13 protein-coding genes are annotated in these 14,486 nt (G+C 57.6%); all 13 read right to left on the bottom strand.

The window, feature by feature from the left end; genetic code table 11:
- Window positions 1-8 precede the first annotated feature (8 nt).
- A complete protein-coding gene (locus tag B7G52_RS12150) occupies window positions 9-1,082 on the bottom strand; it encodes a type II secretion system F family protein (protein ID WP_096670350.1) in 1,074 nt (357 codons plus the stop codon).
- On the bottom strand, window positions 1,079-2,566 hold the full coding sequence (locus B7G52_RS12145; RefSeq protein WP_096697844.1) for a GspE/PulE family protein: 1,488 nt from the start codon (window positions 2,564-2,566) through the stop codon (window positions 1,079-1,081). Before B7G52_RS12145 ends, B7G52_RS12150 begins: the two co-directional genes overlap by 4 nt.
- A 33-nt stretch (window positions 2,567-2,599) precedes the next feature.
- Window positions 2,600-3,100 carry a hypothetical protein gene (locus B7G52_RS12140; RefSeq protein WP_096670346.1) on the bottom strand — a complete coding sequence of 167 codons (501 nt, stop codon included), beginning with the start codon at window positions 3,098-3,100 and terminating at the stop codon, window positions 2,600-2,602.
- Between the two features lie 130 nt (window positions 3,101-3,230).
- Window positions 3,231-4,529, bottom strand: coding sequence for a type 4b pilus protein PilO2 (pilO2, locus tag B7G52_RS12135; RefSeq protein WP_096697843.1), 1,299 nt, complete (start codon window positions 4,527-4,529; stop codon window positions 3,231-3,233).
- A gap of 23 nt (window positions 4,530-4,552) precedes the next feature.
- Window positions 4,553-6,247, bottom strand: coding sequence for a PilN family type IVB pilus formation outer membrane protein (locus B7G52_RS12130; RefSeq protein ID WP_096697842.1), 1,695 nt, complete (start codon window positions 6,245-6,247; stop codon window positions 4,553-4,555).
- Window positions 6,244-6,666 carry a TcpQ domain-containing protein gene (locus tag B7G52_RS12125; RefSeq protein WP_096697841.1) on the bottom strand — a complete coding sequence of 141 codons (423 nt, stop codon included), beginning with the start codon at window positions 6,664-6,666 and terminating at the stop codon, window positions 6,244-6,246. The genes B7G52_RS12130 and B7G52_RS12125 overlap by 4 nt, the downstream gene beginning before the upstream one ends.
- Window positions 6,663-7,985 (bottom strand): TcpQ domain-containing protein, encoded by a 1,323-nt coding sequence (locus B7G52_RS12120; protein ID WP_096697840.1) that lies wholly within the window; start codon window positions 7,983-7,985, stop codon window positions 6,663-6,665. Before B7G52_RS12120 ends, B7G52_RS12125 begins: the two co-directional genes overlap by 4 nt.
- The gene (locus B7G52_RS12115; RefSeq protein ID WP_096670336.1) at window positions 7,982-9,358 is read right to left on the bottom strand and encodes a TrbI/VirB10 family protein; all 1,377 of its coding nucleotides are present in this window, start codon (window positions 9,356-9,358) and stop codon (window positions 7,982-7,984) included. The genes B7G52_RS12120 and B7G52_RS12115 overlap by 4 nt, the downstream gene beginning before the upstream one ends.
- Window positions 9,358-10,221, bottom strand: a complete 864-nt coding sequence (locus B7G52_RS12110; protein ID WP_096670334.1) for a TrbG/VirB9 family P-type conjugative transfer protein — start codon at window positions 10,219-10,221, stop codon at window positions 9,358-9,360. Before B7G52_RS12110 ends, B7G52_RS12115 begins: the two co-directional genes overlap by 1 nt.
- On the bottom strand, window positions 10,218-10,964 hold the full coding sequence (locus B7G52_RS12105; RefSeq protein ID WP_096670332.1) for a type IV secretion system protein: 747 nt from the start codon (window positions 10,962-10,964) through the stop codon (window positions 10,218-10,220). The genes B7G52_RS12110 and B7G52_RS12105 overlap by 4 nt, the downstream gene beginning before the upstream one ends.
- Before the next feature lie 255 nt (window positions 10,965-11,219).
- Entirely contained in the window at window positions 11,220-11,687 is a 468-nt protein-coding gene (locus B7G52_RS12100) for a hypothetical protein (RefSeq protein ID WP_096670330.1), read from the bottom strand.
- A 39-nt stretch (window positions 11,688-11,726) separates the two neighbouring features.
- Window positions 11,727-12,368, bottom strand: a complete 642-nt coding sequence (locus B7G52_RS12095) for a lytic transglycosylase domain-containing protein (protein WP_240523429.1) — start codon at window positions 12,366-12,368, stop codon at window positions 11,727-11,729.
- Window positions 12,365-14,464 carry an AAA family ATPase gene (locus tag B7G52_RS12090; protein ID WP_240523428.1) on the bottom strand — a complete coding sequence of 700 codons (2,100 nt, stop codon included), beginning with the start codon at window positions 14,462-14,464 and terminating at the stop codon, window positions 12,365-12,367. Before B7G52_RS12090 ends, B7G52_RS12095 begins: the two co-directional genes overlap by 4 nt.
- Window positions 14,465-14,486 lie beyond the last annotated feature (22 nt).

Genomic DNA, 14,486 nt, shown 5'->3' with positions numbered 1-14,486 from the left:
AATCGAAATCAAATCGCACTGCGCTGCATGATTTGTGCAAGTTGCAGCATCATTCCCATGAGTCCGGCCACTAGGAAGAGAATGAAGCCGCCAACAACGAGCATGGTCACGATGAACACCACGCCCATGAGGCCCTGTATCCGTTCAACGGACTCGGTGATCCACTCGTTCCCTATAAGCCGAAGGGCTTCCTCGAATCCTGATTTAGTGGAATACACACGTATGTCAGCGTTGATCTCTCTGTCTGGGAATTCATAACCTGTTCGCTCAAGAGAATCTCCGAGGTTGCGACCAGATCTGAGGCCGGCAAGGGCGCCGTCCATCCGCACCCTTGCCCATGCGGAGGCGCCGTCCCCCAGTTGTTGAATAGCCACCTCAAGGCGCACGCCCGCTTGCACTAGCGCGGCGAGAGCGATCAGCCAGGCCGAACCCTGCATGACGCGATAGATGCTGTAAGGTGCAAAACGGTCGAGAGCGACCCGCACGGGAGAATTCCAATTGGGCAGCGAGTAGAAGAATGCGACAACTCCGGCGCAAAAGGAAAAAATGAGCGCTGGGAGCCATGCCCTCACGAAAACTGACAGGTCGATCATTACCCGCGCGACACCAGTCCAGGAGTCGCCCCGCGCGACCTTGGTGAAGGCTGGAATAATCTTGAAGCCGAAGTAATACAACATCACAAATGCGAGGATCAGGATGAAGGCCGGATATGCGATGCCTCCTATTACCGCTCCTTGAATTTGGGCCTTTGCTTTCGCAACGGTCACCACGGACGTCAGCGTTTCAGCCAGTGTTCCCGACTGCTCGCCCGCCATGATCAGCATGTATTCCTCCGTGCTCACCCAAGTGCGCACAGCATCCGAGAGTTTTGCACCGTTCTCAAGGGAGCGAATCCATTCACCTATCGCAATTGATTCCGCCGCTTTCGGCCGTCGCAACCCCCTGATTTCCTCAAGGCCGGCGATCATCGGGATTCCGTCCTTCAGAAGCTTTGCGAGCTTCCGCCAAACACGCTGACGAACCTTAGTTCTGAGCTTGAAGCGGAGTCGGACGTAGCCTGCATCAAAGTCCTCGAAGTTCATGCTTGCTCCAACAAGGCAGGATCCAGCTCAAGCCCCGCGTCGAGGAGTCCGACCACCAACTCCGCTTGGAACGGATCAATCAGGCCCGCGACAATCTTCTCCTTCGCTACATCGAGCATTGTTTTGCCTCCGGTCTCCTTCCAGTAGGTGTAGGCGCGGTCGCGGTCGCCCCGACGGATGTGCATCATCAGCTTCTGGTCGGGCACGATGATTTCAGGCACCACTGTCCGTCCGATCACGCCTGTGTTTTCGCAATGCTTGCAGCCCGGTCCTGCCACGTGAACGTCCTCACACGAACCGAGTCCCATTACCCTCCGCTGCTGAGCGTCGGAGTAGCGGTCCCAAACGTCCTGGATCGAAACCCGGCAATGGGGACAGATGACTTTCACAAGCCTCTGGCAAATTAGGCCTTTAACGATCGAAGGATCAGCCATCAAATTGGGTGGAATCCCGAGGCCTATCAAACGGTCAAAGATGGCGAACACGTTGTTCGCATGAACAGTTGTCCAGACCTGGTGCCCGGTCATCGCGGCCTCAAAGGCAAGCTTGGCCGATGGGGGGTCACGCACCTCTCCGATCATGATGACGTCAGGGTCAAGACGCATCGTCGATTTAATCGCGTTCTGGAAAGCTTCTGACCTCTCGTCGGACGAGGATACATTGGCCACCGGCGTTTGAACGATCCCCGGCATTGGATACTCGGGTGGATCTTCAACCGTGATGATGTGCTTTGCCCCCCTGCTTTCCTGTTGAATTGACAGGAGCACGCGTTGCAGGGTCGTCGACTTCCCCGAGCCGGTGGGGCCAGCGATGATGTTGATCCCCTCCGGCCGCGATTTCATGAATGCGATCAGCTCGCGCTGGTTCTCTGGGTATCCAAGCGCCGCGAGGTCCGTGGCTACGGTTTCGTCCTGGTACAACAAGCGGAGCACCATAAGCATGCCATCGACTTGCGGAGTTGTCGCGATACGTATTCCGTCGAGGCCCGCCGGCAGATTGTCACGCTCGGATATCCGTCCATCCTGCCGCTTGAGGACTTCGAATGTCGCCGCAGAAATGCCCGCCATCGACGTGTATATCGAGGAGCAGAGCAGCTGACCCATGGCCCCTGGGTGCTGTTCTAGCAACTCAAGATCATTGTTGACTCGTATGAAGATCTTTGTCGTTCCCTTGTTTTGCACACGAATGTGAATGTCGGAGGCTTTCCGTTCGGTGGCCCGGCGAAACAAGCTGACCGCGATAGCCTGCATCTCGCTGAGTCCCAAGTCGCGATTTGACTCGTCGTCCTTCTTGTCGAGCTTTCGCTGAATGTCATCCATCGAAACGTCGACCACCTCGAACTTCGCTACCTTAGCTCGCAAGAGCCTCACGTAGCTACAAACCGAGGCATGAAAGGTGTGTTGCTTCGAGACGTACAGGACCGCCGCGCGCTCGTCGAAGAACACTAGCTTTTCAAGGTCGGTTCCACTTGCTGGTGCGTTCATGGTTGACTCTCAGTTGTTTTCAAGCGCAGCGATTTAGCGAATACCGGGGATGTTTCCGCCGGCGTTGAACGGCATCGGGATGGAGCCTCCCCCTGGCATCCCAATGCTCCCCTCGCGAGTTGCCAACGGCGAGTTGCCAAATGCGAGGCGTTGGGGATTTGCGCCCTTCAGATCGGTAAGAACGACCTCGTTAAGAGCAATGGTTTGCACTCGGCGATCACCGATCACGTCTCCCGCGCGCACACGTTGCTCCAGGCCGCCTGGAAAGGCCAGCAAGGCTTCAAGCTTGCCTTTCAGCCCAGCGACTGAAATCACCGATGGCGTTCCAGTTGCGGTACCCAGAGGACTGAAATTGCCACCTTTGTTGCCTGCAATCTCCTTCTGCTTCGCTGCGATCTTCGCTTGCATCTCGAGCTCACTCAGCTGCGCCGCGAGAAGCGTCATGTTCTCGTTGATGGTCTGAATCTGTGCCGCCTTCGCGGCGCTCAGTGGCGAGAAGGGTATAGCTGAAGCCGCCGGTTGGGCTCTGCTCACTGCTTGTTCCGGGGCGCCTGGCTGCGCTTGTGCCGGCGACGGAGCTTGAGGCTGCGGTTGGGGTTGCGGTTGGGGTTGTGCAAATGCGAGCGCTGATGCAAACATGAGCGCGGCAAATGAAACCCGAGTCTTAGGACCTGACATATTGAACTCCTGAAAATTGAAACTGCATCACGCCTGCTTTGTAGGTAAAGCTCAGTTTTTGAAATCTGAGCCCCGGATAAGCCAGCACGGCCGCGGCCTGCACTGGATCCATATTGGTGGTCACCGTTACAGGCATCGCAGCCCAGGACGGAAGCGTTACCATCGCGGCAGGCGGAACCGCTTGCCCGGGAAGCGCCTGCGGCTGGACCGCCTCTTTTGGCGGATCAATTCGAACGGACATTCCGTAGCGGCTTGCTAAGTCGTAGTAGCGCAGCCTCACACCCTCTTGCGCAGGCAGTCTTTCCGCGAAGTCGTTTGAAGACGCGGCGGGTGCAGGTACGGTGATGCTTGCCGCCATTCCGTCAGCCAGAAACCTGGCATCTGGTCGAACTGCCAGAAGGTGACTTATCCAAGCGCGCTCATCCGCTTTGACCCACCGGACGACCAAGCTTCCGCTTTCACAGTCGATCGAAGACAACTGCCAGTTACCGGCGCTAACGCCGGTCTCCCTAAGCGCCTTCGAGCACGCATATGCAAAATCGACCCCATAGGGCATCGCGGGCCATGGTTTGGGAGGCTCTTTTGGGGCCATCCTCTGCCCACGCGCAACTTCTTCTTCCTGGATTCGGAGAGCCTCTGCAGCGGCAGCCTTCTTCTTTGAATACTCTTTCCATGCGTACGTCCCGCCTGCGGCCAAGGCAAGGACAAGTGCTGCTGGGATCAGGGCTTTCTTCCAGGCGATGGAAACCTCGGCCAACGCCCATTTTTTCCTTTGTGCCCAAAGGGCCTGCGGGTTGAAAAAGTACTCGAATTCATGTTCTTTTGAATTCGGGATGCTCCATTCGCCCGGACAGACAATCGTGTCCCAACCACCAAAAGAGACGTGTTGACCAAGAAGGACTCGAATAGCGTCCCGTTCGCCTACCCGGTCACCCTCCGCGAGAATCACCCCGTCCCGGACCTGCACGTACAGGAACGCGTCACCGGCGTCCCCTGGTACCCTGACAGCCGCAAGCAAACTGCGCCCAGCGCCTTTCGCCACAAGGACGTCAGCAATCACGGCCGCCGCAGCGAGCTGTCCGGCCTTAGCGCCATCTGATCGATTGGCGAAGCCAACGTGCACACTTTGGGTGCCACGGATCACTTTGAAATCTGCTTGCGCGGCCAGCGCCAGTGCAGTCAGCTCCTTGACACGCGCGGACCCTGTTTTCATCAACGGGTGCCACTGGAGGCCCGAGACTAGCTCCAGCCGCTTCTTACCCGAGCCAACCTGAATAATTCTCATATCGAAGTTCTGCTTGATTCGAGTTACTGCGAAATAATCGGCTGGATCAGCACGACAAGCAATGTCCGCTTGGTCGCGCCCTCACGGGAGCCGCCCAGCGCCACGTTATCGGGCGTGCCTACTCCACCGGAAACCGCCGAGAGGTTATCCTGGTCGTAACCCGCAACGACGAGAGTTTCTCCAGTCTGGATGCGCACGCGTTGAATGAAGTTGCTCGTGGAGATATCCGGCGCCTGAATGGAGCTGTTCCCCGAGGTGATCGTTGACAGCTTGAGGAGAGACGAAAGATCCAGCGAATACTGGAGCAAGAGTTCCTTGCTGTCGATGATGTGCGGCACGAGGGTCATCGAAAAGCCGGTCTGGATGCTTCCTGGCGTCAGCGCTGTCGTGGCACCAACATTCGCTGTCTGCGTGGTCGAGCTCGAAGCAAGATAGGAGACGCGGCGGCCAACATTTACAGGAGCGGCCTGATTGTTCAGCGTGATTAGCGTCGCCGAGGTCAACTCGCGTACTCGGCCTTGCGTCGACAAAGCTGAGAACATTGCGCTTGACCCGGCCCACCGGCTTGTCGAAGATGCCGGTGCCGAGAGAATCATGTTCCCGGCCCCAGCGGCAAATGGGAACGCAGTTTTCATCGCGAGGGAATACGGGTTCGAAGCAGAAGCAAGATTCGAATACACCGCGTCCCAGTTGACGCCGTAGTTGTCCCCTTCATTGAGCTCCACTGACAGGACGCGCACTTTGACCGTAACCTGACGGTTCAGAGCCTGGTTCTGGCCATTGATGAACTCGCTGACCCGGGCGAGCACTGTCGGTGTGTCGGTGACGGTAATTGTTCCGGTGGCTGGCGATGCGATCACGCGGCCGCCGGTGCCGAGCATCTGTTTGATGCCAGTTTCCAGTGCTGACCACACCGAGAGTCCGGCGAATGCCACTCCGGTGGAATTTGCAGACGCGCCGTTTTGGGTTGCGCCTGTTCCGGTGCTTGCCCCCGCGGAACCAGACGAGCCATTCGAGTTCGAAGAAGATTCCACCGTGCTGGACAGGCGGGTGTCTCCAGGGAGCGCTGCAATGCGAAACGTCTTCGAATCCATCAAGAACAGACGCAGGCTTGAAGAGTCAGCCTTCCAGAAGATGCCGTAATAGGCGGTCACCTTGTTCATGAACCCGGTAAGACTCCCGGAGTAGTTTGCAGAAAACGGAGAATTCACACCGATCTGGCCATTGTTCGCGGGCGACGACATGCTGCCAGCCCCACCGGATGGGTAGATCGCGGGAACAATACTTCCTCCAGGCATCCCCGTTGGCATGCCGCCCGGACCTTGGGGAGCACCCGGCATTCCAGGCATACCAACCGTGGCGGATGCGACTGGAACGTCTGGGGCGATTGAAACAGGGAAGCCAGTGAGTGAGGAGATGACGCTTGCGACCTCGTTCAGATTTTGAAAACGCTGGTTGATCTCGATCAGTGCGGCATCGGTCTGCTCGTTGGCGGCCCCTCTGTCTGCCTGCTCAATCTTCCGGAGGGCAACCCAGCTTTGCTCGGAGAACGTAATGTTTGAGAACTCCGGTGCCGGCGCTGGCCTTGTGATCAGCTGCAGCGCCTCCGCCTTGGATGCCTCGACGGCAGGCTTCACAGCTGCAATTTGGGGATTCAAGCTTGTCGCGCAGCCGGATACAGCCATCGCGATAGCGAGGAAAAGAGGAGTAAATTTCATTTTTGGGTCTCCGTAACGCGCACGATGTTGTTGCCGCGATAGAACGTCGCCTTCAGGTTCGCCCGATCGAGATTGGCGGAATCGATGACAATTCCGACCGCTTTGATGAAATCCGAGCTGATCAACACCTTGTTTACGGGGGTGAAGTCAGACGCCTCCCACACCAGTGACCAACCAGCAAGGGCGGCCATTTCATGCAGTTGTGCCGCAACTGATTTGGTCGGCAGGAGGTACATGGTGGGATTTGCGTCGACCGGCAGCGCTGCTGCGGACGCGAAAGGAAGGTCCGGTGTGGATTTGGCCGGTGCAGCACCCTTCGGGACATAGGGGGCATCAACAGTTTTGACTGGCTGGGCCATCGCCACCAGGCCGACCGTCAATAAAATTGCCGCCAACGCGGACTTGCTTTGAAAACTCATTTGCTGACTCCCGTAAAACGGATTACTCGGTTGCTGTAGACGGTGGCCTGTATGTCGTAGCCCTTGCCCTGCAGGCCTGAAACAACTTTTTCGAGGGCCTCCTTCATGGACGCCGACTGCATGAGAGCGTCACCATTGATCGCCGCATCCGAATGCGCCGGTGCGTCCCACACGACCTGATAGTTCGTAGACGCGGCCCAGCGCCGAATCGTGCCGGCCACGGTGAGATCGGACGCCCTGAAGTTGAATCCGTCTGCAGGAACGTCGACCTGCACGGGGACCTGCTGCGCCTGCGGTGCCGCCGCGACCGGGCCAGGCGCCTGTTGCGAGGACCGCTGGAGGATGGCCTGGGCCTGGTCGCGTGTAATGGCACCTGACCTGAACAGTTCGTCCACATTGGCCTTGACATAGGCATGCTTGTTGTCAGCAGCGGCCTCCGCCTTGGGCGTAGGTTGGGCAATGAGAGTTGGGCGCATCGTCTCAATCCGTACATCCGACGGCCAGAGGCGATTCTTTGCCCCGCCCTGGACGCCCGTTTTCAGGACGATCCGATCGGCAGGTACGCCCGCCTTCAACATCGCATCGCGCAGCGCCTGGGCTCTCGCCATGTCAAGGCCTTCTTTGTAGGATTCATCATCGCGGCCAACAATGGTGATCCGTGTCGCAAGCTTTAGCGACTTAGCCAATTGGCTGATCTCTCGCAGCGCTGCGGGACCAACTTTGGGTGAACCGACCGTGAACCAGAGCTGGTGTTCTGAGACTTGACTCTCCCCGCCCTTCCAGGTCACCGCATCGCCCTTCAACGGGGTGGCGTAGCTGTTCGCTTCAAGTGCGTTTGAGCCGAGAAACGCCTGCGCCTTGCCAAGGGATGCGACGAGCTGGACACTTCGGTCTTTGGGATAGCCCCCACCCGTATATTCAGCTTTCATCCCGTTCGGCGCGACGGCGCTAATCTGCGGTACGTCTGCGCGCCCGGCACCCGCATAGACGACTGTCGCTTGTGAGCGTCCAAGCTGCAGGGTGAACCGCCCGCCAATCTCCGCGACCCGAATATATGGCCCTTCCTGTGTCGGCACGAGCAGCCCGATCTGGCCATCCTTGTTCTGGAAGATCGCGGGAACCGCCTCGCCAGCGCGAAACTGGAAGTAGGTAGTTTTGCCATCGTCAAAAACCTGAACCGGAGTTGCCCTCATGGCCCCACTGGTCAGGTAGCTAAAGTCAAACTGCCCCACCCGCTCCGGAGCCGAGCCGATTGCCTGCGGCACTACGGCCAGGAGCGCGGATACCGCCGCGTTGAGCACAAAGAACTGATACCTCATTGCGTCCTACTCCTCATATACGGGCCACTGAATTCCATGTCCTGCTTCACTTCAATGTTGATTCGGGTCCCCTGATCCACTGTGATGGTCGGAGGGATGTTCTTTTGGCGCTCGAGGACTGTCTTGGCCACGTCCACCAGTACCTCCCCTGCAGGAGACTGAGGGGCCTGTCCGCCGTAGATGTTTACGTTGGAGGGCTGCGCTACTTTGTCTGCCGTCCAAGCGATGAATAGGCTGCTTGCGAACATTTGGAAGAAGTGGTTGTCAACGTCACCGGTGATCCCGGATGCGCCGGCGAGGTCTGAGCCCTGAGCTGCGGGAAGGTCAAATCCTTCGCCGTTCGGCATGATCAGTCGCTGAAATGCAAAGAGGACTCGCTCCTGCCCCATCTTGATTCCAGAGCTGTACCGCCCTACAACACCAGTTCCCTTCGGAATTAGCAGGTGCCCGTTTCCGAGGCTGTCATAGATGTCGACAGTGGTGTAGGCAGTGATCTCCCCGGGCAGATCGGAGTTGAGCTTCCGACCAAGCACCGCAGGGATAACCTTGCCCTGATGGAGAGTGAAACGTGAGGCCGTACGGTAGCTCTTGATCGCCTTGTTGGTCTTCTTCTCTTCATCGGCATACTCACTCAGCCACGCCTTATCGGAGGTCCCTGCCCCGGCTGTAGGCGAGCGGGTTTGGGCAGCCTTGAGCGCGGCAAGCTGGCCGGAGCTCATAGTCATCGCGGAACTCGGCGCACGAACCTGCGAGAGAGCCTCAAGGCCAGGCAATGCAATAGAAGTTGGCGCGCGGGGTTTCTCCTGCGGAGCGGGTGCACCTGTGGACGCGGTACTGAACAACCCATAACCTGAGGCACCGCCGCCAGCACTTTGCCCCTCGTTGTCAAAAACCATTGACTTTGAAGACCGCGAGCCGACCTCGGTCTCTACATCACGGTCCACAGCCGCGCTGCCGGCAACAGACGCACCCACACGGGGTTTTACGCCAGTCGCTGCAAATGCTCCTTCGGCGAGCGCTGCATCCGGGTTGTCTCTTCGCAAGTTTGGAGGAACAGGGCTGTTCGTTGGGTTTACCGGCACAGCGGTCCCGGCCGGCCCGTTCCTGCGGGCCTCTATCTCGGTGGCCTGCCGGGCCTTCCGTTCTTCCTCGTCGATTGCAGCCCGGCTACCGGAGTCAGAAGGTTGCGAGTCCGCTTTCTTCTCAGCCGTAGGCTGTTGCGATTGTTGTTTGGTCCCGCCACTGAGAAACAGCGCGCTCACGAAAGTGCCAATCAGCAGAAAAAGGACAATCGCGCCGAGGGTTCCCTTTCGGATGGGGATCCCAGGTTTTGGATCATTGGGATCAATGATCGACTTTGTGCTGCTTGACATCAGCCGCCCTCGCTCGAGCCGATGGAGGTGCCAAAGAATCCGGTCCTGGGCTTATATCTGGTAACACGGACTTCGGCTTTGCCCAACTTCAGGACAGCCACGTCGAGCAAACGCTGGGCAACCATGTAGTCGCCCTTGATGTGATAGTTCACAAGCGCATAGTCTTGCCCCTCGATTACCGCAAAGAGTGCAGGAAGCTCTTGCAGGTCAGCTGGCATCTTGAAATAGGTGAATCGCCCATCATCGAAAACCATCACAGGCCTGAACGCCGCACTTCCACTGGTCGAATAGCTGAAGCTGAGATTCTCGGGCTTGAGCCCGTCGAGTTTGATGGGATCAATGCCGGCGCTGATGCCGAGGGACGCTTCGCCGATGGATGAGGGCTGTGACGCTTGCCTCGCACCCTTCCCAGATGGCAATGGGGTCGCCTCGAGCTGAGCATCCGACTCCAACAGCATGGTGCCAGAGTAGAGCCACGACACACGCTGGTACCACTTCTTCCCATCGCCCGTGGACTTCAGAACGAATTGATACGTGCGTTTGTCAGTAATCACCGACATCGACGTCTCAAGATCTTCGTATTTCGGCTTGATGAACAGGTTCTTGCGATTCTTTGTCGGGGTCAGCTCCCATTGCGCCGTGTCGCCGGCTGCAACAGATTGGAGGGTTTCGTCGGGCGCAAACTGAATGTGCGTCACAGCCTTTGGCTTGGTCAGAACAAGGAATGTGTTGTCCTCGTCATATCCAAACTGGACAAGTCGCGAGTCTCCCGTGAGCGGCGTTGCAATAAGCTCAGCATGCGCCGAGGCGACTCCGAGGCACAAGATAGCTGTGGCCAACGCCACGAGTTGCCTGAATTTCATCGCGCAGCCCTTTCTTCGGCTTCATTGAAGAAAACCACATACATGCCGAGTGGATTGGCCAGTAAATCGGTTTGGTTCTTGGGGGGATCAAGCTGGTAATGCATCGTGAGGCGGAGACGCTTTTCTTTTGGCTCCGAGTCACGTCCGACCCGCTCAGTAGTGGTCAGGAATGCAAAGGCGATTCCCGTCTGGGAGGCATCAACAGAGGAGACCTTTACTTCGCGAATCAGCCCAGGCTCCCGCTGCAGGCGCTCAAAGACGCGCTCGCGTACCCGAAATTCAGTGAACTGGCCAATGGCCTTCTCGCGCGAGCGAACGTTCGCATATTTGAATAGCTCATTGGTTCGTAGTGGGTCCAGTGTGTAGACCGCCTCGATCCAGCGGGAGAGCTCAGCCTGCACAACAGCTATGTTCGGAGTTACCTTCTGCACCTCAATGGGCTTGTTCACCACCCCAGTTCGTGCGTCTACCTCAACCAGCCACGGCCTCACCTCCTTCAAGGGAAGCAGCACGGTCACTGCACCGACCGCCGTCACGGCGAGCAATAATGCGACGAGAGAGAGAATGAACATTCGGTTCGAGGACACCATGCTGCTGCCGTAGATCTCGGCGAACTTGTTCGCGCCGTCCTCAAATGCTGCCACTGGAGTGTTCGGGTGCGACTGGAGCGTTTTCGGTGTGCCGATGGCTATCACGTCGCGGTCCGGGGACGGCTTTCTCTGTAGCGCGGAAAAAATGCCCATTGAATTTGCCCTAAAGTACTGAGCAATGCTAAGGACTCAGGGACATTTCCTTTCCCGCTCAACGCTGCAGAAACGGTGCATTGAGCCAAAATCTCAAGTAGATTTGCCGGCCAGTCGCGCAGGGTAGTAGTTTCTACTTCCAGGGGTGACGCCACGACCGTGCCGGTCTACCGCTCGGGCGATTCGCTGATCCGCGGAGTGCAAAAAAAAGCCTGCAGCGAAGCAGGCAATTGATGGAGAGAGGGAGAGAGTGACCTAAAAAACTATTCGCCAGGCACCCTTAACTGTGGCCCAGGTTAGGAGAATCAATCCAAATGCACCCAGACAGATCAGCACTGGGTGCTCATAAGCATATTTAGTCACTGACACTTCTATTGCAAATAAGGGGTCCGAGTTCGTGAGATTCGACATCGCGACATGGATGGCCTCCCGCTCACCGAGGGACGTTTCACGTCCAAGCGCGTCCTCCATCAGCGCGTACCGCTGGCGTTTGGGCAAGTCCCCAATAGCCTCAAGCCAATTTGCCAAGGTATCCGCACCAGGCTCTTCGACTATGACCTCCTCTGCCGGCATGGCCCGGCCAGCAAAGGCGACGGCAGGATCAATTGCCGACCACGCGCTCATCAACGCGATTCTTTGCTCGTTCGGGAGCACCATGATCTGCTGCAGCTGATCGAGCATCGCTGCAGATCCATGGGTTGGGTTCGTTGGGTTATTGAGCATTGGCACTTTCAAGCATGTTGATCCGTTCAAGTGGGTAGGTTATTCGCCGTCGAGAGCCAAAACCGATGTCCCGGCCGTAGAAGTCCGCTGCTTGCCCGAGCTGGCAACTTGGGTTGACCCACAAGAATCAAGGGACCCTGGCGACTCCTTCTTTCCCTGAACCACTCCCCATGTTCGAAGCACATTCCAGACGAGTCCCGTATACCGCTTGTTAAAGCATGGAGTTGCAGAGTGATACGCCCCGATCGCGAACCAGGTGTTCCCATACGCAGTTATCTGCTTCTTCAAATGCCATGCCGCGACGTAACTTGCAATGCATCCGTCGAGCAAGTCGTCGGGGGCGATACCGTGTGACTTCAGCTCCTTAAAGTGCATCGAGTTGATCTGCGCCATGCCTACGTCGGTTGTCCCGTTTCGATTCTTGTTCATCGCTTTAGGGTTGAAGTTAGATTCAACCTTAAGAATCGCCCGCACGATCCACGAGTTCACACCATGGAAATCACCGGCCTGTGACACGCAATCATTCGGCTGAGCTGGTTGACTGATCGGAAAGGTCGCCGCCCGAGCCAGCTGAGCACCCGTCGGTGCGGTGCTAGCTAGGTCCATCGCCGAAGCGAGCGGCGCGCAGAAAATGACCTGCATCGCTGCAGCGCACGTAGTGAATAACTTTCCCAATTTCATCCTCGATCGCCTAAAACAGTTGTAATTGCGACTTCCACGTCGCTCCGACTAATAACGATCTGGTCCCCGTCAGTTTGGCTAATGGCGCTGTTGACGGCGTGCTGGCAGATTGCCTCAGCATTGGCAATACTCTGATCGCCCATAAGTTGAACCAGTTCTTCTACGCTGAGATCCGGAGTCATACCTACCTTGCGAAAGGCAAGCCATTGCGTGAGGTGTGCCGCCAGTTGCGCACCGCTGGGCCTGACAAATTCAACCTTCTCGGTGAACCGTCCACCGCGCAAGAGGGCAGGGTCAATCTGATCGGGGTTGTTAGTTGCCGCAACCCAGAGCACGTCACGTACCCGGTCGTTCACGCCCTCCATGAGGGTAAGCAGCTTGTTCGTTGCTTCCGTGTTCTGTGAGTATTCCCGCGACCGCAGAAGCTCATCGGCTTCGTCGATAAAGATGAGTGTCGGCCGCAGTTCCTTGGCCTTTGTGTAGAGCTTCTCCAGCGCCTTAGGGTCGCGGGCCAGGTCCGCGCCAGTAGCAATCAGGAAAGTCCAGCCAACCTCCTTCGCAAGAGCCTTGCACGCGGCCGTCTTTCCGGTGCCCGGGGGGCCAAAGAAGAGCACTCCAGTCGGAAGGGACCCGCCCAGCCGCTCCACGCGAACTGGATCAGCCAAGCGACTGGCGATCATTGCCAGGGCGTTCCTTGTGAAATCTGGGAACACCATCTCGCTCAAGCTTTTCACATTCTCAGGTTTCGCACCACGCTGCCCCTGAATCCGGCGCAGGGCATTCATGAAGTCATCAAAGGACAACTGCTCCGTGCGCCCACCGGCACCGGCCTTGTCCGCGAGGTACGAGGGCATTTCCTCCGTAACGGCGAGGATGCGTTTCACAGAAAAGCCATTCCAACGCAGCGCCACGCTGCGCAGCACCTCCGGTGAAACTTGCGCCGTTGGAGTATGAGCCTTGATTCCGCCCTTCAGCAGGCCCACCCGGGCGTCCTGATCCGGCGGTGAAACCTCAATTTTGAAGTCGAATCGGCCTTCCCGAATAGCGGCGCCGTCGAGCCGGTCCATGTAGTTCGTAGCGGCCACGATCACCACCCGGTGCCGGCGCACGTCAACCAGCAGCGTAAGAAGCGAGTTAACGACATCACTATCTTCCTTATTGTGGCCGGCCGAGTCGCCGCGGCTGGGGAGGAAGCTGTCGATTTCGTCGATGAACAACATGCATGGCTGATTTCGAATCGCCTGGTCGAATGCCGCCTTGATCCGCACGGTACGCTCCCCGACCCACTGGCTTGCCACATCAGAATGCGTGAGCGTAAGGAATGGCAGCTTCAGTTCACCCGCCAACGCCTCTGCGAGCACAGTCTTCCCATTGCCCGGGTCGCCACCGAGCAATATGCCGTTTCGAGGCTTCGCCCCTTCTGCCCGCGGAGCAGTGATTGCGTGCCCGGCTGCGAGGAGGCGCTTTTTGAGGTCTGTGTTCCCGTGGATATCCTTGAACGTGATTTTCGGCACGATCACACGCGCTACATCTGGCACGGCGACCTCACCTGCAGTATTTTGGGCACGAACCCTAGCTTGAGAAGGCTTGGCCTTGAATCCATAGAGAAATTCGCTCTTTACAAGCAACCACGAGGCTAGGCCCAGACCAATGACCGACGCAAAAGGCCAGTACCGTTCCTGCGGGCCGTGGTCGGCCAGGGCAAGCCAGATGGCAAACGTTGCTCCATAGAACTTGACGACCCAGGCGCTTGCTGCCGAAAGCCCGATGGAGGCGGTCAATGGAATTGCTACACCGGCTTCTCCACCAGACCCCATCAGGGCCGTGACGAAGCGGAGTAGATGGAAGGCCAGGAGAAATGCCACTGGGCCGGCGAGGAAAAGAAGTCCTTTCGTGGGAAGGACTTGGCCCTTGTCACCGAGACTCCAATCAAATGTCGTCAGGGTGCCTTGAAAGGCGTTAATGACCCAAGTAAGCCAAATTCCAACGAGGGGAAAGACGACAAGCAGCACCATCAAAGCGAAGGTGGCAAACATGCCAACCCGACCAGCCGACTCCTGAAGTGCGCCCATGAAGGAAAATTTGCTGTTTCTCATGATATTCCGTTTCTGTTCTACC

Origin of the sequence: Polaromonas sp. AER18D-145 (assembly GCF_002379095.1) — a bacterium.
Classification (GTDB): Bacteria; Pseudomonadota; Gammaproteobacteria; order Burkholderiales; family Burkholderiaceae_C; genus Polaromonas.
The sequence above is the reverse complement of the archived record's forward strand: the minus strand, read 5'-3'. Positions and strand labels throughout refer to the sequence as shown.